The organism is Rhizobium sp. USDA 3886 (assembly GCF_056279785.1).
Map to the genome: position 1 here is coordinate 529554 of NZ_JBWCDC010000001.1, position 20132 is coordinate 549685.

The 20132-nt window shown below is 60.7% G+C and carries 20 protein-coding genes and 2 pseudogenes; 8 read left to right on the top strand and 14 right to left on the bottom strand.

What is annotated here, in order from left to right:
* Positions 1-2: 2 nt before the first annotated feature.
* Positions 3-578 (bottom strand): polysaccharide biosynthesis/export family protein, encoded by a 576-nt coding sequence (locus ACZ9BX_RS02680; RefSeq protein WP_027508500.1) that lies wholly within the window; start codon positions 576-578, stop codon positions 3-5.
* Between the two features lie 193 nt (positions 579-771).
* Between ACZ9BX_RS02680 and ACZ9BX_RS02685 the strand changes: the two genes are divergently transcribed.
* A complete protein-coding gene (locus ACZ9BX_RS02685) occupies positions 772-2925 on the top strand; it encodes a GumC family protein (RefSeq protein WP_476215559.1) in 2154 nt (717 codons plus the stop codon).
* Here the strand turns inward: ACZ9BX_RS02685 and ACZ9BX_RS02690 are convergent, their stop codons facing one another.
* Entirely contained in the window at positions 2926-4164 is a 1239-nt protein-coding gene (locus tag ACZ9BX_RS02690; RefSeq protein WP_476215561.1) for a GNAT family N-acetyltransferase, read from the bottom strand.
* 123 nt (positions 4165-4287) lie between these two features.
* Positions 4288-4497 (bottom strand): DUF2842 domain-containing protein, encoded by a 210-nt coding sequence (locus tag ACZ9BX_RS02695; RefSeq protein WP_132561542.1) that lies wholly within the window; start codon positions 4495-4497, stop codon positions 4288-4290.
* A 111-nt stretch (positions 4498-4608) separates the two neighbouring features.
* Between ACZ9BX_RS02695 and ACZ9BX_RS02700 the strand changes: the two are divergent.
* Positions 4609-5713 (top strand): annotated as a pseudogene (locus tag ACZ9BX_RS02700) (COX15/CtaA family protein).
* Between the two features lie 109 nt (positions 5714-5822).
* On the opposite strand, the pseudogene ACZ9BX_RS02705 reads toward ACZ9BX_RS02700, so the two are convergent.
* The 4 genes and pseudogenes from ACZ9BX_RS02705 to ACZ9BX_RS02720 all read right to left on the bottom strand — a co-directional run.
* Positions 5823-6048 (bottom strand): annotated as a pseudogene (locus tag ACZ9BX_RS02705) (sulfite exporter TauE/SafE family protein); the annotation flags it as partial.
* Between the two features lie 86 nt (positions 6049-6134).
* Positions 6135-7067, bottom strand: a complete 933-nt coding sequence (argC, locus tag ACZ9BX_RS02710; protein ID WP_476215563.1) for an N-acetyl-gamma-glutamyl-phosphate reductase — start codon at positions 7065-7067, stop codon at positions 6135-6137.
* Between the two features lie 78 nt (positions 7068-7145).
* Positions 7146-8099 (bottom strand): agmatinase, encoded by a 954-nt coding sequence (speB, locus tag ACZ9BX_RS02715; RefSeq protein WP_476215565.1) that lies wholly within the window; start codon positions 8097-8099, stop codon positions 7146-7148.
* A gap of 83 nt (positions 8100-8182) precedes the next feature.
* Positions 8183-8974 carry a phenylalanine 4-monooxygenase gene (locus ACZ9BX_RS02720; protein WP_476215567.1) on the bottom strand — a complete coding sequence of 264 codons (792 nt, stop codon included), beginning with the start codon at positions 8972-8974 and terminating at the stop codon, positions 8183-8185.
* Positions 8975-9130: 156 nt separating this feature from the next.
* On the opposite strand from ACZ9BX_RS02720, the gene ACZ9BX_RS02725 reads away from it, so the two are divergent.
* Complete coding sequence (locus ACZ9BX_RS02725; RefSeq protein WP_027508509.1) at positions 9131-9592, top strand: Lrp/AsnC family transcriptional regulator; 462 nt, start codon at positions 9131-9133, stop codon at positions 9590-9592.
* Positions 9593-9669: 77 nt separating this feature from the next.
* Here ACZ9BX_RS02725 and rpsI read toward each other — a convergent pair whose 3' ends face one another.
* The 3 genes from rpsI to ACZ9BX_RS02740 all read right to left on the bottom strand — a co-directional run bounded on the left by rpsI (position 9670) and on the right by ACZ9BX_RS02740 (position 11260).
* Positions 9670-10137, bottom strand: a complete 468-nt coding sequence (gene rpsI, locus ACZ9BX_RS02730; RefSeq protein WP_027508510.1) for a 30S ribosomal protein S9 — start codon at positions 10135-10137, stop codon at positions 9670-9672.
* Between the two features lie 2 nt (positions 10138-10139).
* Positions 10140-10604, bottom strand: a complete 465-nt coding sequence (rplM, locus tag ACZ9BX_RS02735; RefSeq protein WP_027508511.1) for a 50S ribosomal protein L13 — start codon at positions 10602-10604, stop codon at positions 10140-10142.
* Positions 10605-10834: 230 nt separating this feature from the next.
* The gene (locus ACZ9BX_RS02740) at positions 10835-11260 is read right to left on the bottom strand and encodes a PaaI family thioesterase (protein WP_476215570.1); all 426 of its coding nucleotides are present in this window, start codon (positions 11258-11260) and stop codon (positions 10835-10837) included.
* A 73-nt stretch (positions 11261-11333) separates the two neighbouring features.
* On the opposite strand from ACZ9BX_RS02740, the gene ACZ9BX_RS02745 reads away from it, so the two are divergent.
* The gene (locus tag ACZ9BX_RS02745) at positions 11334-12167 is read left to right on the top strand and encodes an enoyl-CoA hydratase (RefSeq protein ID WP_476215572.1); all 834 of its coding nucleotides are present in this window, start codon (positions 11334-11336) and stop codon (positions 12165-12167) included.
* Between the two features lie 266 nt (positions 12168-12433).
* Here ACZ9BX_RS02745 and ACZ9BX_RS02750 read toward each other — a convergent pair whose 3' ends face one another.
* The gene (locus ACZ9BX_RS02750; protein WP_476215574.1) at positions 12434-13270 is read right to left on the bottom strand and encodes an EamA family transporter; all 837 of its coding nucleotides are present in this window, start codon (positions 13268-13270) and stop codon (positions 12434-12436) included.
* Between the two features lie 474 nt (positions 13271-13744).
* The gene (locus ACZ9BX_RS02755; RefSeq protein ID WP_476215576.1) at positions 13745-14068 is read right to left on the bottom strand and encodes a hypothetical protein; all 324 of its coding nucleotides are present in this window, start codon (positions 14066-14068) and stop codon (positions 13745-13747) included.
* A gap of 97 nt (positions 14069-14165) precedes the next feature.
* Between ACZ9BX_RS02755 and ACZ9BX_RS02760 the strand changes: the two genes are divergently transcribed.
* The 4 genes from ACZ9BX_RS02760 to ACZ9BX_RS02775 all read left to right on the top strand — a co-directional run bounded on the left by ACZ9BX_RS02760 (position 14166) and on the right by ACZ9BX_RS02775 (position 17508).
* Positions 14166-14594: a CoA-binding protein gene (locus tag ACZ9BX_RS02760; protein ID WP_476215577.1), complete on the top strand. Its 429-nt coding sequence runs from the start codon at positions 14166-14168 to the stop codon at positions 14592-14594.
* A gap of 104 nt (positions 14595-14698) precedes the next feature.
* Positions 14699-15982: an O-acetylhomoserine aminocarboxypropyltransferase gene (locus ACZ9BX_RS02765; protein ID WP_476215579.1), complete on the top strand. Its 1284-nt coding sequence runs from the start codon at positions 14699-14701 to the stop codon at positions 15980-15982.
* 7 nt (positions 15983-15989) lie between these two features.
* Positions 15990-16334, top strand: a complete 345-nt coding sequence (locus tag ACZ9BX_RS02770; RefSeq protein WP_476215581.1) for a cupin domain-containing protein — start codon at positions 15990-15992, stop codon at positions 16332-16334.
* A gap of 388 nt (positions 16335-16722) precedes the next feature.
* Positions 16723-17508: a DUF1194 domain-containing protein gene (locus tag ACZ9BX_RS02775; RefSeq protein ID WP_476215583.1), complete on the top strand. Its 786-nt coding sequence runs from the start codon at positions 16723-16725 to the stop codon at positions 17506-17508.
* Positions 17509-17526: 18 nt separating this feature from the next.
* Here the strand turns inward: ACZ9BX_RS02775 and ACZ9BX_RS02780 are convergent, their stop codons facing one another.
* Positions 17527-18771, bottom strand: coding sequence for a cytochrome P450 (locus ACZ9BX_RS02780; protein ID WP_476215585.1), 1245 nt, complete (start codon positions 18769-18771; stop codon positions 17527-17529).
* Positions 18772-18821: 50 nt separating this feature from the next.
* The gene (locus ACZ9BX_RS02785) at positions 18822-20075 is read right to left on the bottom strand and encodes a sensor domain-containing diguanylate cyclase (RefSeq protein WP_476215587.1); all 1254 of its coding nucleotides are present in this window, start codon (positions 20073-20075) and stop codon (positions 18822-18824) included.
* Between the last annotated feature and the right edge of the window lie 57 nt (positions 20076-20132).

A 20132-nucleotide genomic window follows, 5' to 3' on the forward strand; every position in this document is an offset into this window, starting at 1 on the left:
GATCAGAACAGCCGTTCGCGGACATAGATCGTGTCGCCGGCGATGATCGAGGATGAAATGTTGACGCGTCCGGTCAGCACTTGGCCGTTGATCTTGCGGGTGACGTCGACCGTGCCCTGATTGGCGCGGGAGGTGAAGCCGCCGGCAACGGCGATCGCGTTCTGCACCGTCATGCCCGGCACATAGGAATACTGGCCCGGCTGGCCGACTTCGCCCATGATGAAGATGGAACGGTAGCGATCGACATCGATCGTCACGTCGGGGTCGCGCAGATAACCCTGCTGCAGTTTTTGGGCGATCTGGCCGGAAAGCTGCTGCAGCGTGCGTCCGCGCGCAGGCACCTGTCCGACGAGCGGGAAGGCGATGTAGCCGGCCTGATCGACCATATAGGTATTGGTCATGCTCGGCTGATCAAAAACGGTGATGCGCAGCCGGTCGCCGCTGTCGAGCGCATAGGGCTGGATGGTGGCCTGATTGAAAGCTCTCGGCGCGGGCTTATAGGTGTTGCAGCCGCTCAATGCCGCCGTCATTGCGACAAGGCTCAGAGCCAGAAGCGTCTTGGGCTGGGCGAAAAGCATCCGCGTTATGCTCACAGGAAACGAACTCGATGCTGCCGTTATCGATCCGTTAGGGTTAATGGCCGGTAAAAATGCGTCGGATTTTTTGCCTTTCGCCCGGTCACGCTTTGCTTTGCTTGTGCCAGGCAACATTAACCGTCGGGTTACTATAGTCGTTTACGCTTCGCGCCATGTTTGTTCTTGGAGTACGAGTATGTCCGGCGTAGCGGGTAATCAGGATGTGGACATCGACCTTGGCCAGCTCGCGCGAGGAGTCTGGACGCGCCGGCTAAAGGTTCTCGCGATCACGCTGATCGGGGCAGGGGTTGCCTTTGCCGGCGCCAAGATGATCTCGCCGAAATACCGTGCCGAAACGCGTCTGCTGATTGAGCAGCGCGCACCGGCCTTCGCCAATACGGGGTCGAACGACGGCAATGCCGGGCCGCTGCTCGACGAGTTGAACATTGCGAGCCAGGTTCAGCTCCTGCAGTCCGCCGATATCATCAAGCAGGTCATCAACAGCGAGAAGCTCTATGAGCTGCCCGAGTTCGACAATGCCGCCAACGGCTCGGCGCTGAGCGATATCCTCGTGGCGCTGCAAATCAAGAAGAACCCGCTCGAAAATCCGCCGGAAGAGCGGGTGATCGACGCGTTCATGGAACGTCTCCAGGTTTACCAGGTTCCGGGTTCGCGCGTCATCGGCATCACCTTCACGTCGAAAGACCCGAAGGTTGCCGCGCGCATCCCGAATGCCATGGCGAATGTCTATCTTGCGACGCAGAGCGGCGCGAAACTCGATACGAACTCCGAAGCCACCCGCTGGCTCGAGCCGGAAATCGACAGCCTCCGCCGGAAGGTGAGCGAGGCCGAGCAAAAGGTTGCCGAATACCGGGCCAAGCACGGCCTCCTGCCAACGAACGGCGGCAGCAATTTTCCCCAGCAGCAGCTCAATGATATCTCAGCCGAGCTGACCCGCGTGCGCGGCGAGAAGGCAAATGCGGAGGCACGCGCCCAGTCCGTCCGCAACGCCCTTGCCTCCGGCGAGGCGTCGGATACGCTGCCGGACATCATAGCGTCGCAATCCATGCAGCGCCTGAAGGCCACCGAATCGGGCCTCCAGTCGCAGATTTCCGATCTCAGCACGTCGCTGCTCAACAACCATCCGAGGCTGAAGAGCCTGCGTGCGCAGCTTGCCGACATCAAGACGCAGATCCGCCAGGAGACGCAGAAGATCCTGGCCAGCATCGAGAGCGAGGCGAAGGTCGCCGGTCTTCGGGCCGCCGAACTCGAGCGCCAGTCCGGCACGTTGCAGGCAAACAGCGCCCAGGCGGGCGAGGACGAGGTCGGCCTCAATGCGCTGCAGCGCGAGGCGAACGCCCAGCGCCAGCTGCTCGAAACCTACCTCGCGCGCTATCGGGAAGCCGCTTCCCGCGCCGACAGCAATTCAAGCCCGGCGGATGCGCGCATCGTCTCGCGCGCCATCGAGCCAGTCGATCCGTATTTCCCGAAAGTCGTGCCGATCGTTGCCGTTGCCGCCATCGCGACACTGATCACGAGCGCGATCGTCATCATGCTGGCTGAGCTCTTCAGCGGCCGGGCTTTGCGCCCGGTCGTCGGCAGCGTCGAGCCCGCCGCCGCGCCGATCGAGGAAGGCAGGCAGGCCGCCGCGACGCCGAAAGCCAGGCGTGATGTCAAGCCCAGCATGCTTTCGGCACCGGTGGAGGAGGAGCCTGCGGAGGAGGCTTCCGCAGAACCACATGCAGCTCTGCAAGAAGAAAACGAATTTTCGATCAGCTCCGTCGCGGACTACCTGACGAGCAGCCGGGCAACGCTCGCCGTCGCGATATCGCCAACCGGTGATGATGGCTCCGCGGCAACCGTTACACTTGCCCGCACGCTGACCGATGCCGGTCGGCGCGTGGTTCTGGTCGACATGACCGGTTCCGGCTATCCGACCGAGCTGATGGCTGAGGATCCGAACGCGCCGGGCGTCACCGATCTGCTCTGCGGTGCTGCCGCCTTCGGTGAAACGATCCATGGCGACCGTCACTCCGACGCGCACCTGATCCCGCAAGGCACCAGCGATATCCGTCAGGCGATGCGCGGCGCAGACCGGCTTTCGCTGCTGCTCGATGCATTGTCCTCTGCCTACGACCTCGTGATCGTCGAGTGCGGCGCAGCCGATGTTGCCGGCGTCTCCCGCCTCACGCGCAGCAAGGATGTCGAGATCATCCTTTCGATGCCGGAGGTGATCGAAGAGGAATTCGTCTTCGCGATGACGGAGTTCGAGAAGGCGGGCTATCAGCGAGTCGTGCTGATGTCCGGCGGCGAGGCCATCGCGGAAGACCTCCGGCGTCACGCTGCCTGATCAGGCGCCGATCTTTGCCCGGATGCGCTGTGCGAATTTATAGAGATCCGGGCGGGCCTTGATATAGGCCTTGCTCCGCGTGATCATCCGGTGTGCAATCCCGGCGATGCGTCCGATAGCAGAGACCGGCAGCACGACGTCGTGGTGATCCGTTTCGATCGGTGCCCAGGAGCGCTTGTAGACCTGGTCGCCGAGGCCGAAATCGAAGAGCGCAGTGCCCTTCCCATGCAGGCCGGAAATCATCTGCCAAAAGAGGAATTCGCCCGGGCTTGCATCGGCCGCCAGGCTCTCGTCGATCGAGCTGAATTGGCAGACCACGTGATCGCCCTTGCGCGAAATGCCGGACAGCGCCGCGATATGGCCTTCATTCTCGCCCTTGAGACGGATCGCGTGCATCTGCAGCCCGAAATCATCGCCGTTGCGACTATCGATCAGGCTATGGAGGAAAGCCCGCGTATCCGCATCCGCAAAGACGTCAAGCAGCCCGAGTGCCTTGAAGCGCTCGGCTTTCTGCGCAAAGAACTGCTCAAGAAAGGCGTGCTGCTCATCGGCCATCCCGCCTGCGACATAGTCGAAGCCGCCAATGGCCTCGAGCCGCTTCGATTGCACCCGAAACTTTTTCCGGCGGCTCTTGGCGTTCAATTGCTTGAGGGTCGCCTCGAAGTTTTCAAGCAGCGGCAGCTGATAGGCGTGGTTCTGGTTCTGCACCACCGGCAGCAGGCCGAGCGGGTTCCTCCGGCCGCGCCATTCCAGCGGGATGTTCTGCAGCAGCAGCAGATCGGCCTTGCCGCGGAGGGCGTGGCGAAGGCTCTTTGCGAAACGATGCGCGTCGAGATCACCGCTGCCGTGGAGAACATGCTCCGAGAAAAGCCCGGTATTGATATTGCTGTGATCGGCACCGATGAATTTCGCGATCCGCACGCCATGGACGCGTTCGATTTCAACCGGCAGGATAAAGGCCGTCTCTAGCCCGCAGACGCCCCGCAAAATGGCGAGCGGCCGTCTGTAGGCGCTGACCCAGCTGTGACACCAGTCATAGGCCTGATGGAGCGATGTCAGATTGTTCCGCTCCAGCGCGCGCCAATCCTTTTCCAGCGGTGCCATCGTGTCGAAGACCGTGACATCGAGTTCTGCGACCGCGAGCTTCGCACCAAGTGAGTGAAGGCTTGCGATGCTGGTCTCGGCTTTCGCCGCTTCGTCGAGCGGCGGTTGATGGGCATCGAGCTTTTGCGTCTGCACGGGTCTTCTCCGGTCAAGATGGCTTGGCCGGAAGCATAAAGGGCGAGTGCCTTCATTTGGCTTAAATGCAAGAGGGGAGGCCGTCTTTTCCGCGGATCACGGTTATTCCGGCGTTAACGGCACTCACTTCGGCCGCGGGCCGGCCATCCATTTGATGATCAGCATAGCTGGTAGAACCCAAAGAAGGCCGGTCAGCGAGAAATAGAGAAGGTGGACCCACCACGGGGATTCCGCGAGCGTCGCGACGGCGATCGTGTTCGCCAAAAGCGCATAAAGAATCACGAGAACGACGATGAGGATCGTGCCGATGAATTTGCGCAAGCGGACGGGCATGAATTCTCTTTCCGGAACATATGGAGCGGCGCGACGGCATGCCGCAAAGCTTCGGGGCTTGTTTTGCATGAGCCGGTGGGGCAAATCAACTGCCGGAAAGAAGGAGCAATCATGGCTGTCGCGAACTCGACCACGGAACAGGCGATCTTGAGCGAGGTCCACAGGCTGGACAGGAACCGCCGCGCGCTCCGCATGTGGCTTGGTTTCGTGCTTCTCGCGCTCGTCAGTCTCGTCCTCGTCGGCGGCGCGACGCGGCTTACCAATTCCGGCCTCTCGATCACCGAGTGGAAGCCGATCCATGGGATCGTTCCGCCGCTCACTGCCGCCGAATGGGAGGAAGAGTTCAAGCTCTACCAGCGCATCCCCGAATTCCAGCAGTTGAATAGCGACATGACCGTCGAGGATTTCAAGACCATCTTCTGGTGGGAATGGGCGCATCGGCTGATCGCCCGCGGGGATCGGCGTCATTTTTGCTTTGCCGCTTGCCTATTTCTGGGTGGCGGGCATGGTCGAACGGCATCTGCGCTGGCCGCTCATCGGTATCCTGGCGCTCGGCGGCCTGCAGGGCTTCATCGGCTGGTGGATGGTCTCTTCCGGTCTTTCGGTCCGCACCGATGTCAGCCAGTATCGCCTGGCGACGCACCTCGTCATGGCCTGTCTGATCTTTGCGGCCTGCATGTGGATCATGCGCGGCCTTTCTCCCCATTCGGATGACACCGCGCCCACCGCGAGCTCGCGGACATGGGCTGCGATAATCGCAGCCCTCTCGCTCTTCCAGATCTATCTCGGCGCGCTGGTTGCCGGCCTCGATGCAGGCTTCACCTACAACACCTGGCCGCTGATGGATGGCGCGATCATCCCGTCCGATCTTCTTATCCAGCAGCCCGCCTGGATCAACTTCTTTGAAAACCCGAAGACCGTACAGTTCATCCATCGCGCCGGCGCCTACGCGCTCTTCGCGCTCGCGTTGATCAACATGGTGATCGCGCTCCGCGCAGCCCCTCAAACTACCCACGCCCGCCGCGCCGTCGTCCTCTTCGCGCTCGTCGCGCTGCAGGCCGCAATCGGCATCGCCACACTCCTCCTGCAGGTCCCGCTTCATTGGGGTCTTCTGCACCAGGCCGGCGCCCTCGTCGTCCTGGGCTTCGCCGTCGCCAACTGGCGCGCCTTCTACGGCGAGTTTCCGCGCGACACGATAGTTGCCGAAAGAGACTGAGCAGGAGGTGGCGTCGGGCGCTTACCGCAAAATCCCGTCGAGCGCCGGCATGCCGAAATGGCGGCCGCGGCGATGAGCAGATAGCAGATCAGCCGGAAGGTGCTCTCCTTGCTCCGGCCGCCATCGCGAACACCTCGCGCCGGTCGGCGCTGTGCCAGGCAGGTGGAATCATGCCGAGCGTCGCAAGTCCGTCAATGAGCAGCAAAATGGGCGGAATCAGCTTCGGGCTGACGATCGCGCCGCCGAGCGGAATGAAGATCAGCGCCGCCGCCCCGAGGCCCGAAAGCCGCGCGCGAGCCCGGCAACGAAGGCCAAAAAAAGATCAACGTAAGCATACCATCCTCCGACAGCGCTGCGGAAAACCATTCGGCAACGCCCGCCGAAGCGTATCGTTCGGCATGTCGGCGGGGCTCCGGACGGTTTACGAGGCGAGCATCAGGTCCATGTTCTGGACGGCTGCGCCCGAGGCCCCCTTGCCGAGATTGTCGAGCAAGGCGACGAGGTTGACCTGGCCCGCGCCGGGCGTTCCGAACACGAAGAGCTTCATCGTGTCCTTGCCGGCAAGCTCGACGGCATCAATGCGTGGAAGCGTGCGGCTTTTCTCGAGCGGCACGACCGTGACGATGTCCTGGCCGGCATAATGTGCCGTCAGCGCCGCATGGATGCTCTCTAGCGTCACGTCACCCGGGAGATCGTCGAGATAGAGCGGCACCTGCACGATCATGCCCTGCGGGAACTTGCCGACGGAAGGCGAGAAGATCGGTGCGCGGTCGAGCAGACCATGGATTTTCATCTCCGGCACATGCTTGTGGGTCAGCGGCAGGCCGTAAAGGAAATGCGGCGCGGTGATCGCGTCTTCGCGGCTTTGGTCTTCGATCTGCGCGATCATCTGCTTGCCGCCGCCGGTATAGCCGGAGACCGCGTTGACGGTGACCGGATAGCCGTCCGGCAGGATGCCGGCGGCACGCAGCGGCCGGATGAGGCCGATGGCGCCCGTCGGATAGCAGCCCGGATTGGCGACGAAGCGGGCGGCCCTGATCTTACCGGCCTGCTCCTTGTCCATCTCGGCAAACCCGTAGGCCCAGCCGGGATTGACGCGGAAGGCGGTCGACGTGTCGATGACACGCGCATTGTTGTTCGCCGAAACCATCTGAACAGCTTCCTTCGACGCATCGTCGGGCAGGCAGAGGATGGCTATATCCGCGCTGTTCAGCATGTCCTCGCGCATTGCGGCATTGCGGCGTTCGGCTTCCGGAATGGACAAAAGCTCGACATCACGGCGGCCGGCCATGCGCGTGCGGATCTGCAGACCCGTCGTGCCGTGTTCGCCATCGATGAAGATTTTCGGTGCCATGATAATCCTGCGCTTTCAATGAGTTCGGATTGCTTCCGGATCAATGTGCCATGAAGTTGAGTCAGTTTGATAACGGCTTCAGCGTGCCGCCGCGCGCCTCTCGGCGCGGAGCCCCAGCATATACATCGCCACTGTCGCCCCCGCAATGGCGGTGATGTCCGCGTGATCGTAGGGCGGCGAGACCTCGACCACGTCCGCGCCGCGGATATCGAGCTGCTGCAGGCGCTGCAGGACCGAAAGAATCTTGGCGCTCGACGGCCCGCCCGCAACCGGCGTGCCAGTGCCCGGCGCATAGGCCGGATCGAGGCAGTCGATATCGAAGGTCAGATAGGCCGGAGCGCCATTCGTGTGCGAGATCACTATCGAAGCGATCTCGGCGGCGCTCATCTCTTCGACCTGGTGGCCGTAGAGAATCCGGATGCCGAAATCCTCCGGCGCGTGGGTGCGGATGCCGATCTGGATGGAGCGGCCGGGATCGATGATGCCGTCGCGGACGGCGCGCGCCACGAAGGAGCCGTGGTCGATCCGCCGTTCGTCGTCGAGCCAGGTATCCTGATGTGCGTCGAACTGCACCAGCGCCAGCGGTCCGTGCCTGGCGGCATGCGCTTTCACGATCGGCCATGTGACATAGTGATCGCCGCCGAGCGTCAGCATGAAGGCGCCGCTGTCTAGAATTGTGTTTGCCTGCCGCTCGATGGCCGCCGGTGTCTCTTGGTGATTGCCGTAGTCGAGCAGGCAGTCGCCGTAGTCGATCACCGCCACCTCGGCGAAAATCTCGCGATTGAAGGGATACTGCGGATCGTTGTCGAAGATTGCCGAGGCGCGGCGGATCGCCTGCGGCCCGAAGCGCGTTCCCGGTCTGTTGGAGGTCGCTGCGTCAAAAGGGACGCCCCAGACGACAGCGTCGGCACCCACGAGATCCTTCGTGAACCGCCGCCGCATGAACGAAAGCGCGCCGGCAAAGGTCGGATCGGTGGCCGTCGAAGTGAGGCTGGTTGCCGTAAAGGCGTGATCGATCGACTTCTCTGCCATGGCGTCCCTCCATCATAGCTTGGCGGGACGTTGGACAATCAGAGCCGACAAGGCAAGCCCGAAGGAAGCGAAATTCCGGCCTCTCAGGACGCCTTGGCTTCGAATGCCGGCGGAAAGTCGCCGAGCGCCTTGGCCTCGTTGACGCGGGCGCCGATATCTTCCTCGATGATCGACTCCAGCTGCGAAAAGCTGTCAATCACGTAGTAGATTGGCTGGACGATGTCGATCCGGTATGGCGTCCTCAGCACCGTCATCAGGTCGAAGGGCCGGAACTCGCATGCCTCGCCCTCCATCGCCGCCCGCGTCTCGCTGGGCGAGGAGACGATGCCGGCGCCGAAGCAGCGGCGTCCCTGCGACGTGTTGATCAGGCCGAATTCCACCGTGAACCAGAAAATCCGGAACAGATGCCAAGAATATCCCTTTCCGAGGCCGACAGCCTTCTCGCCGAAGCGGCGCACGAAATTGGCGTAGCTCTGGTTGGTCAGCAGCGGACAATGGCCGAAGACCTCGTGGAAGATGTCCGGCTCCTCGATATAGTCGATGTGTTCGCGGCGGCGGATGAACGTCGCCAGTGGAAACCTGCCCTGCGACAGCAATTCATAGAAGCGCGACGGCGGGATGAGGGCTGGCACCCCTTCCACGCCGAAGCCGGTGGTTTCATTGAGGCGCCGGTTGACGTCGCGAAGCTGCGGAACCTTGTCCGGCTTCAATCCGAGCGTCTTCACGCCGTCCAGATATTCCCGGCAGGCTTTGTCGGCGAGCAGCGTCATCTGGCGCTGATAAAGCTCGTTCCAGATTTGGTCTTCCTCGGCCGTGTAGTGATAGATGCCGTCCGCATCCGGCAGGTTCGCCGTGTAGGTGCTTTCCTTGGTCATGAGCGGCCTCCCGTTCTTCTGATCCAATGAGTTGGGGCAATTTCAGTCGCCGGCTGTCATGTCACCACCATTATATCCCGGAAATGCGGGTAAACATTTCAGCATTGCCGGATTATGGTTAGAAAATGGGAGAATAATCCGCGAAGAGAGGAAAAAATGAAAGAAAATGTGAAAGCGGCCCGCAAACTCCTGCAGCTTGTGCAGGCCGGCAGCGGTCTGTCGCTTGCCGAACTCGCCGAAAAGGCCGGCATGTCGCAAAGCACCGCCTGGCGCAAAATGCAGGAACTCGAGACGGAAGGCGTCATTCGCAAGCGCGTGGCGCTTCTCGATCCGGCCAAGCTTGATCTCAAGCTCTGCATCATCGCCCATGTGACGTTGGAGGATCACCACGAGGAGGCGATCGAAGCCTTTGCCGCCGCAGTGCGCGACCGGCCCGAGATCATGGAATGCTACGCGCTGTCCGGGACGTTCGACTATATGCTGAAGATCAGGGCGCGCGACGTCGAGGCCTACGAAGCCTTCATGACACGCTACCTGATGCGCAATCCGCATGTGCGCAACGTGGTTTCGAGCTTCGTCCTGCGCGAACTGAAGTCGACGACCGAGCTGCCGATCTGACGGCCGGTTGCGAGGGTGGCAAAAAGAAAAGGCCGGGAAAACCCGGCCTTCGCAAAAAAATCCGTATGCCGAAGCGATTAGCGCTTCGAGAACTGGAACGAACGGCGGGCCTTGGCCTTACCATACTTCTTACGCTCGACGACGCGGCTGTCGCGGGTCAGGAAGCCACCCTTCTTGAGCACGCCGCGAAGGCCCGGCTCGAAGTAGGTGAGTGCCTTGGAAAGACCGTGACGAACGGCACCGGCCTGGCCGGAAAGACCGCCGCCTGCAACAGTTGCAACGATGTCGAACTGGCCGTCGCGGCTAGCTGCGACGATCGGCTGGCGCAGGATCATCTGCAGGACCGGACGGGCGAAGTATGCCGAAAAGTCCTTGCCGTTGATGGTGATTTTGCCTGAGCCGGGCTTTAGCCAAACACGGGCTACGGCGTCCTTACGCTTGCCGGTCGCATAGGAGCGGCCAAGCGAATCGACCTTGCGGACGTGAACGGGAGCAGCTGCTTCCGACGACGTGCCGAGATCCTTCAGGGAGGAGAGGTCTGCCATTCTTAGGCGCTCCTTACATTCTTCTTGTTCAGCTTGGCGACGTCGAGGACGGCCGGCTGCTGTGCTTCATGGGGATGGTTGGAACCGGCGTAGACGCGGAGGTTCTTCATCTGGCGGCGGCCGAGCGGGCCGCGCGGAACCATGCGCTCAACGGCCTTCTCAAGGACGCGCTCCGGGAAGCGGCCTTCGATGATCTGGCGAGCGCTACGCTCCTTGATGCCGCCGGCATAACCGGTATGCCAGTAGTAGACTTTGTCGGAATACTTCTTGCCGGTGAAAACGACCTTGTCGGCGTTGATGACGATAACGTTGTCGCCGTCGTCAACGTGAGGCGTGAAAGTAGCTTTGTGCTTGCCGCGCAGACGCATAGCGATGATGGAAGCGAGACGGCCAACGACAAGCCCTTCGGCGTCGATGATCACCCACTTCTTCTCCACCTCTGCAGGCTTCTGGGAGAAGGTTGCCATAGTAAATTCTCTCTTTCGGATCCCTGAGCCCGAGGGCCAAGGGCGTTTCTTGTTGCTTGGTTTGACGCACCCGAAGGCGCGCCAAAAAGAAAGCCGCCCGGAAAGGCTGCCTTTCTGGCGCGGTGTATAGAGGGAAAGGCTTTTACGGTCAATATTACTTATTCGCTCTACTATAAAAAATACGGAACAAAATCAATGTGTTGATTATGTGGTAATATGTTACCGTAAATTTATCGCGGTGGAATCGAATAAGTTGCCGTTGCGTGGGCCACCAATTCGGCCGAATTCTGTTGAAAGATGGCCGCCTCGATGACGGCGAGCCGCTTTCCGAGCTTGAGGATTTTGCAGGTGCAGGTCGTCGGCTGCAGCTTCGGCAGACGCAGGAAGTTGATGTTGAGGCTGGTGGTGACGGCAAGCGCGACGGGGCCGACATGGGCGAGCACCGCGGCGTAGGCGGTGACGTCCGCTAGCGTGAAGAGGGCAGGGCCGGACACGGTGCCGCCGGGGCGCAGGTGCCGGTCGGATGGATCGAGCCGCATCGAGACGCTGCCGGGCGTAATGTCCGTCACCGTGAAGACGCGGCCGTCTGTATGGATTTGCGGGAAGTCGGTTTCCAGAAATTGGTGGAGCTCCGCGATCGTCATCACCGGTTGCATCGCTTCTCCTCGAAATTGCCGGTAGCTTGTGCCAGAACTGTTAGCACGAAATCGCAATGTGAGGAGTTAGACCATGGCCGAAGTCGTATCCTTCAGGAAGGATCCAAGCAAAGCGGGTGAGGGTGCACTCGTCCTTCGCCAGTTCAGCGACGGCATATTGCGGCTGACATTCAACAATCCGCCGGCCCACGCGCTTTCGATCGCGGTCATGGAAACGCTGATGGGCGAACTGCAAAACGCCGCAAAGGACACGGCTGTCCGCGTCGTGGTCATCGCATCGACCGGCACCGTTTTCTCGGCCGGCCACGATCTCAAAGAACTGACGGCCCATCGCGCCGATCCGGACGGCGGGGTGGCCTTCTTCGAGGAGACATTTGCACTCGCTGCCGATCTGATGCTGGAAATCATCCGCCTACCGAAGCCGGTGATCGCGGAGATCGAAGGCCTGGCAACGGCAGCAGGCTGCCAGCTCGTGGCCTCCTGCGATCTGGCGATCTGCACCGACAACGCGACCTTCTGTACGCCGGGTGTCAATATCGGGCTCTTCTGCTCGACGCCCATGGTCGCCGTTACGCGCGCCGCGCACCGCAAGCAGGCGATGGAAATGCTGCTCACCGGCGAGACGATCGATGCCTCGACCGCCAAGGATTTCGGCCTCGTCAACCGTATCGTGCCTAGGCAGTACCTGACGCAGGTCGTGACGAAATACGCGTCCGTCATCGCCTCGAAATCGCCGCTGACGCTGAAGATCGGCAAGGAGGCCTTCTACCGCCAACTCGATATGCCTGTGGAAGAAGCCTATAGCTATGCGGCCCAGGTGATGGTCGACAACATGCTGACCGCGGACGCGGAGGAAGGCATCGGCGCGTTCCTTGCAAAGCGGATGCCGGAATGGACGGGCGAGTAGCAGGAAGGCAATGTTCGAAGTTCGTCCCGCAAGCATTCCCAAGGAGGAACTGCAAGCGCGTTGTCGGGCAATGGCGCTGCGCATCAACTGTGGCCGTATTTCGGAAATTCTCAACGAGAAGCGTGCCGTCAGCCCCGCTTCGCCTCGACCGTTATTTTGGTAGCGATCCGCAGTTTTGGCTCAATCTGCAATCTGTTGCCGTTGCCGAGCGTGAAAACGGCGAGCGGATTTCGGAAGAGGATCCAGCTCAATCTGCTGCGTAGGCCTTACCCCAGCTTCAGGATCAGTCCGCCGAGAGCGATGACCGCACCGGCGATGTAGCGCCAGACGCTCGCCTTTTCCTTCAGCACTACGACGGAAATGATGAGTGCGAAAAGGATCGACGTTTCCCGCAGCGCGGCGACGGTGGCGATAGGCGCCTTTGTCATGGCCCAGAGGGCGAACCCGTAGGAGGCAATCGAGCCTGAGCCGCCGAGGAGTCCGCGCCACCAGTTGTAGCGGACGTGAATGGCGACGGTGAAGAGCCCGTGCCGGCCGATCGCCCAGGCGAAGAGCAGCACCGGCGGCAGCAGCGCCATCCACAGCGTATAGGAAATAGCATTGCCGGAAATGCGCGCGCCAATGCCGTCGACATAGGTATAGCTGGCGATGACGCAGGCGTTGACGAGCGCGAGCATGATGGCGTGCCGGCTGCCGTGCCGCGCCTCGAAGGCAAGCGTCAGAATGCCGGCGCAGATCGTCATCGTGCCGATGAGAGCGCCGCCCGAAAGGCTCTCGTTCAGTACGAAACCGCTTGTGGCGGTGATTAGGAGCGGCGCGCAACCGCGCATCAGCGGATAGACGAGGCCGATATCGCCTGCGCGGTAAGCGGCCGCTACCAACTGAAAATACGCAAATTGCAGGATCGCCGATGCGCCGATGAAAGGCCAGGCCGCAGGCTGCGGCAATGGCAGGAAGGCCAGGAACGGCATCGCCGCCACGGCCCCGCCGGCGGAAACTAGCGCCGCGTCCAGCGACTTGTTGGTTCCCGCCTTGATGATCGCGTTCCATGTTGCGTGCAGAAATGCGCCGAAGAGAACGAGCAGAATGACGTCGAGGGACACGATGCGGACCGGAATGGAGAAACGGGAGGCAATCTGGAGGGAACACGGTATGAGCCGCGTTCACGTAGAAATCAATCTTGCGGGCGGATTTTGCAACCAGCGGCTGGCCTTCTGTTCAGAAATGGGAATTGTGACATTCAAATTCCCGGTTAAGGCATTGCAAAATCGGCGCGTAAAGCGTGCGCTCGACATGCGTTCATTTTAGTCATACTTATTCAACTATGAGATGTTTCTAATAGATATGAGAACGAAAAAGGAACAAAAGGAAGACGAAAGAAGCTTAATAGATGATAATATTTCTCCGCTTAGTCCTCCTTCGATTTATACTTCTGTAATAAAGAGATTGTTCTATAATTTTGCTATATCCATTTTGATGCAAACCCAAGTAGTAATTCGAATCATTTCGAACAGCCAAAAGTCGGCTGCTGAATGGTTCCGGCCTTTACGAAATCGTTTTCGCATCGCTGCGGAGGATTACAAGTAATTGTCCGGCACAAAGAACATCCCGTCCAGGTTGTCGATGCTCTGGCAATTGAGAACCGGGCAGGATCGGTCGTCTCTTGTCGGTATGTTCTTCCACTCCGCGTATTCGTTGGCATCGCAGTAGCGGCTGTTGCGGACGTAACGATCGTAGAGCGGCAGGCCGCGCGGCGAGGTCCAGCGGAAGATGACGGCGCCCTCATTGTGGATGGCGGCACGCGCGCTCTGGCAGGTCATGGAAAGCGGATTGTAGCGGGAGATCGCCAGTGCCGGCGTGGCCGCAAGGACAAGTGCTGCGACGAGAGCAAGTTTTCTCATGGGTTGTTCCTCCTTGGATCCTGAGCGCGTATATATACGCCCGAAAAAAGCCGCCGGTTTCAACTTTTTGCAGATAGTGGCGGCTGGAGGAAAGCCGATGAACCACGACCGTTATCCTGATGATTACATTGCCGGAATTCTGAATTCCGTGAAGACGATTGCGCTGACCGGCGCGTCGCCCAATCCGGCACGGCCGAGCAACGGCGTGATGGGCTATCTCCTGTCGCGCGGCTACAATGTCATTCCCGTTAATCCCGGGCAGGCAGGCAAGCAGATCCAGGGCCAGCTCGTCTACGCCCGGCTCGCCGATATCCCAGTGCCGGTCGATATGGTCGATGTGTTTCGCGCTTCCGAATATCTCCAGGACGTGGTGGATGAGGCTCTGACGCTTATCTGGAGGCCGAAGGTAATCTGGTCGCAGCTTGGCGTGCGCGACGATGCTGCCGCGGCGAAGGCAGAAGCGGCCAGTATAAAGGTCGTGATGGACCGCTGCCCCGCAATCGAAATCCCGCGCCTTGCCGCATGAGTGCATGGATTTTTCCGGGAACGTCCGATGGTTGAAACGCAAAGCGGTTAACTTTTGCGGATCGTAGTCTATGCTCCCGCCATCAATAGCGACGGGAGGACGACATGGCGAAGAACGATCCGGGTTTCAACACGCTGGCAATCCATGCCGGTGCGCAGCCCGACCCGGCGACGGGGGCGCGGGCGACGCCGATCTACCAGACGACAGCCTTCATCTTCAACGATTCCGATCACGCCGCTTCGCTCTTCGGCCTCCAGGCCTTCGGCAATATCTATACGCGCATCATGAACCCGACGCAGGCGGTATTGGAGGAGCGCGTGGCCGCCCTTGAGGGCGGCACCGCAGCGCTTGCCGTGGCGTCCGGTCATGCCGCGCAGGTCATCGTCTTTCATACGATCATGCGGCCGGGCGAGAATTTCGTCGCGGCAAGGCAGCTTTACGGCGGCTCGATCAATCAGTTCGGCAATGCCTTCGAGAATTTCGGCTGGCAGGTGCGCTGGGCCGATTCCGCCGATCCGTCAAGCTTCGAAAGCCGAATCGACGAGAAGACGCGGGCGATCTTCATCGAGAGCCTTGCCAATCCGGGCGGCGCCTTCGTCGATATCGCCGCGATCGCCGAGGTGGCGCACAGACGCGGCCTGCCGCTGATCGTCGACAATACGATGGCGACGCCTTACCTCATCCGTCCGATCGAGCATGGCGCCGACATCGTCGTGCATTCGCTGACGAAGTTCCTCGGCGGTCATGGCAATTCCATGGGCGGCATCATCGTCGACGGCGGCACCTTCGATTGGTCGAAGTCCGGCAGCTATCCGATGCTGTCCACTCCGCGCCCGGAATATAACGGCATGGTGCTGCATTCGACCTTCGGCAATTTCGCCTTCGCGATCGCCGCCCGCGTGCTCGGCCTGCGCGATCTCGGTCCAGCCATCTCGCCCTTCAACGCGTTCCTGATCCTCACCGGCATCGAAACGCTGCCGCTCAGGATGCAGCGCCACAGCGACAATGCCCTTGCTGTCGCCAAATGGCTGAAGGCGCATAGCAAGATTGCCTGGGTGAATTATGCCGGGCTCGAAGACGATCCGAACCATACCCTGCAGAGCCGCTATTCGCCGAAGGGCGCCGGCTCCGTCTTCACCTTCGGCGTCAAGGGCGGCTACGACGCGGGCAAGGCCCTGGTGGAAGGGCTGGAACTCTTCTCCCACCTCGCAAATATCGGCGACACGCGCTCTCTGGTGATACACCCGGCCTCCACCACCCATCGCCAGCTGACCGACGAACAGAAGACCGCCGCCGGCGCCGGCCCCGATGTCGTCCGCCTCTCGATCGGCATTGAGGACGTCAAGGACATCATCGCCGACCTCGAACAGTCGCTTTCGAAGGTGTGAGGGTTCCATGGCAAACCACATCATCCTCGGGATAGACGATACCGAACCCGAATTTGGCGCGCCAGATGCGGACCGTATCATTTCCGGCGACCCGCAATTTCGCACCTGGAATCTGGAGGAAGCCGAAGGCGGCCTCTATGCGGGCGTCTGGGAGGCGACGCCCGGCAAGTGGCGGATTTCCTATGACGAGTGGGAATATTTCAGCGTGCTCTCCGGCCATTCGATCGTGACCGAGGACGGCGGCGAGCCGGTGTATCTGAAAGCAGGCGACCGGATGATCCTGAAGCCAGGCTTCAAGGGAATCTGGGAAGTTGTTGAAACCACTCGTAAAGACTATGTGATCCGGGTTTAGAGCGTAGAGTTTCGGTCAGTCCTTTTCAGGGCCGGCGGCTAACTTCTTTGCAGAGTCTGGCGAAGCGATGCGGTTCATCGCATCGCGCAGCGCTGCCGATTCCCTCGCGCCAATGCGCCGCTTCCCATCGTTCGACGCAAATCTCAACCTCGCTCGACGCGGCTTCCTGAAGCAATGTTGCGGCGCGTTTCTACCAAAGCGAGTTACTTCCAAAGTATTACTGAAATTGGCTGATGACAAATCGCGTCGGTCGCTATATTACATTTGACTAATTTATTATTGGGTCGCTTTCCAATATTGAACATCGTCCGGCCCGATCTTCGCGCCTGGCGGTTTCGTCTATGCTTCTTTCTTCAGGCATTCAATCAACACGTTTTAGGAGAACGACATGCCTCTGCGGGAGGAAGCATGCAAAGGAACACGCCGTATCGCCGCGAAATTGATTCCCGGCCTTTTGCTTTCCGTTGCTATGTGCGCCGCCGCCGAGGCCGGTGAGCGTGTGGATATGCAGCTCGTGATCGCAGCTGACGTATCGACATCAATGGATGCGGAGGAAAAAGCGCTGCAGCAGCGGGGCTTCGTCGAAGCTTTCCGGCGCCCGGAAATCATCGAAGCGATCACAGCAGGTAGGAATGGCCGGATCGCCGTCACTTATGTCGAATGGGGCGGCGACGAGCAGCGAAGGCTGGTCATTCCATGGACCATCATCACGAATGAGATGGATTCCTGGCTGTTTTCGCTGAAGCTTGAAGTGAATTCACCGGCAAAGATACACCGGGGCACATCGATCAGCGGCATGCTTTCCTATGCCGATTATCTGATCCGCTCCAGCGGCTATGAGGCGACGCGCTCGCTCATCAACATCTCCGGCGACGGCGTCAACAACAAGGGGCGCGATGTAGCGCCCGTCCGCGGCGGCGTGCTTGCCGGCGGCATCACCATCAATGCCTTGCCCGTTGTATATGGCGGATTACAGGGTGTTGACGAGGAAGCCATATCGCCCGAAAGCCTACTGGCCTATTTCCGCCGCGAGGTGATCGGCGGCCCGGGCGCCTTTGCGGAGCCGGTTGCAGCTCCCGGAGAATATTCATCGGCGATCTACCGGAAGCTTCTGCGCGAAATTTCCAACATGAGCGAAATCGCAGCGATCACGAACCGGGTGCCGCATCGCTGAAGTTCTGGAGGACAATCGTCACCAGTCGAGGTCCAGCCGGTCCAGTCCATGGAAGTGGTAGACGGCCTTCACAGCCGGCGTCTTCGCCATTCTGAGCCCCGGCAGGCGTTCGAAGAGAATCGGCAGGACGACGTTGAGTTCGAGCCGTGCCAGCGGCGCGCCGATGCAGAAGTGGATCCCGGCCCCGAAGGAGAGGTTCGGCGCCTCGTTGCGGTCGGGCTTGAAGCTCAGAGGATCGGTGAATTTAGCCGGGTCGAGATTGGCGGCGGCAAGGATCAGGCTCACCTTGTCGCCCCGCTTGAAGGAGATGCCGTCGATCTCGACGGGCTCCAGGGCCCAGCGCTGGAAGATATGGACCGGCGCGCAGATGCGCAGCGTTTCCTCGACCGCCCGCTCCGTCGCTGCTTCGTCCTTGAACAGTTCGGCGGGATCGCAGCCGCTTTCCAGGATGACTCGCACCGAATTGCCGATCTGGTGCACGGTCGCCTCGTGGCCGGCATTGAGGAGCACGATCGTCGTCGAGACCAGCTCTTCATCGGTCAGATACTGGCCCTTGTGCTCGGTGTGGATCATATGCGTCAGCAGATCGTCGCGCGGGTTGGCGCGGCGATCGGCGATCACCGTCTTCACGTAATCGGAAAATTCTTTTGCCGCTCCCTCGGCGCCGACCTCGTCGTCGCGCGTGCGGCCGAAAAGGTACATACGGATATAGGCATGCGACCAGGCAAGAAGCTGCGGTCCCATGTCTTCCGGAATGCCGATCATCCGGGCGATCATGGTGACCGGGATGACGTCGGCGAAGGCGGAAAGCAATTCAACCTCGCGCTTGTCCTCGAAGCCGTCTATGAGCCTGTTCGCGAGTTCGGCAAGCTCCGGCTTCATCTTCTCGACATGCCGCGAGACGAAGGCGCGGTTGACCAGGGTGCGCAGGCGCGTGTGCTCCGGCGGCTCGAGTTCGAGCAACGAGTAGCGCTCGGCGAGATCGAAATTCGCCAGATGCTCTTCGGGCTCGGCAAGGCCGAGCTCTTCGCGTGTCGCGATGTGCAGGATCTGGCGGCCGAAGCGCCGGTCGCGTAGCAACCCGTTCACATGGTCGTAGCCGGCGAAGAACCACTGCTTCTGCTGTTCCCAATAGAAGGTCGGACAATGGCTGTGCAGCGCCGCATAGACGGCGTTCGGATTGCCGTAGAAAGCCCGATCGCCGCTGTCGAGGGACACGCGGCGGGTGGCTGGATCGATCGAGAAAAAAGGCGCTATCATCATGTTCCGAGGCTTAGCGGATTTGCCCGGCCCCGAAAAGATCGATCGGAAGGTCAGACGGCGCGCGACAGCGAGCCCATCCTGCGAAGCGCGTCGACCTGGTCATCGACCGTCGGGACCAGCTCGCCGGCGTTCTTGTCCATTTCCGCCGGCGCGGGGGCGGCAGTCTCTTCCGCGCCGAAAACGACGCTGCAGTTCCGGCCCGCGCCCTTTGCCGCGTAGAGCGCGCGGTCGGCTGCGGAAATCAGCCTGTCCATATTGGCTTCGGCCGCAGAGCTGAGCGCAATGCCGATGCTGACGGTGGCCGGAACGATCGCCTCGCCGGTTGCGATCGGCACGCGGCAGAATTCGGCGCGGATCGATTCAGCAAGCGCTTCTGCTTCCGTCTGGTCGGCAATGATCGTGAAGGCCGCGAATTCCTCGCCGCCCATGCGGCCGAAGACGTTGTTCGGAACGAACTGGCGCGCGGTCCTCGCGAAAGCGGAAAGAACGGCGTCGCCTGCCTGGTGGCCGAAACGGTCGTTGACGCGTTTGAAATGATCGAGATCGAAAAGCAGAACGGCGATCTGATGCTTGTCATCGAAGGCTCTCTGACGAAAGGCGTCGAACTGGGCGAAGAGGCCGCGGCGGTTCCAGACGCCGGTGAGCGAATCCGTGAGGCTCAAGGCGCGCAAATGCCTTTCTGAACGTTCCATGATCAAGCGGCAGGTGAATGCGAAGGCGATCGTCAGCAGGAAGGCGCTCGCCATGGCGGCTGCGCCGCTGTAATTGGTTGCTTCCACGTCGCTCGGCAAGGTCACGGCCATCGTAAAAGCAATAGCAAAGCAGAGACATGCCTGGATGACGAAGACGGCGGCAAGCTTACCGCGTGTCGGCTCCCGGCGTATGCCGGCGCTACAGACGGCCGTGGCAAGGCCGGTGGCCCCGGTCGCTGAAGCAAGATTGTAGAGGATGACACGGTTGCCGTAATCGTCGTTGACCCATGGCAGGTAGACGCCGGCAAGCCACACGGCAGGCGGTAGCAGCGCCCACCATTCGATCTTCCGGCGGTCGAGCGCCATGAAACCCGCAACCCAGGCGCTCTGTCCAAGCAACGCAGTCGCGTTGCCAGCCTCGATCGACAGGATATCGGGGATTTGGCCGCGCAGCGCGATCATGGCGAAACCGGTACCGCTCAGCAAGAAGCCGAGGCCCCAGTAAAGATACGCCTTGCTGCGGACGTTATGACGCCAGGCCATGAACAGCAACAAAGCAAGCGTCATGGCTTCCGAACACCAGATCGATAATCCTGTAGCGACATTAAACACGGCAACACCCCTTAGATGCGGGCATTCTCACTGCCGAAGTTCGACAGCCGATTAATT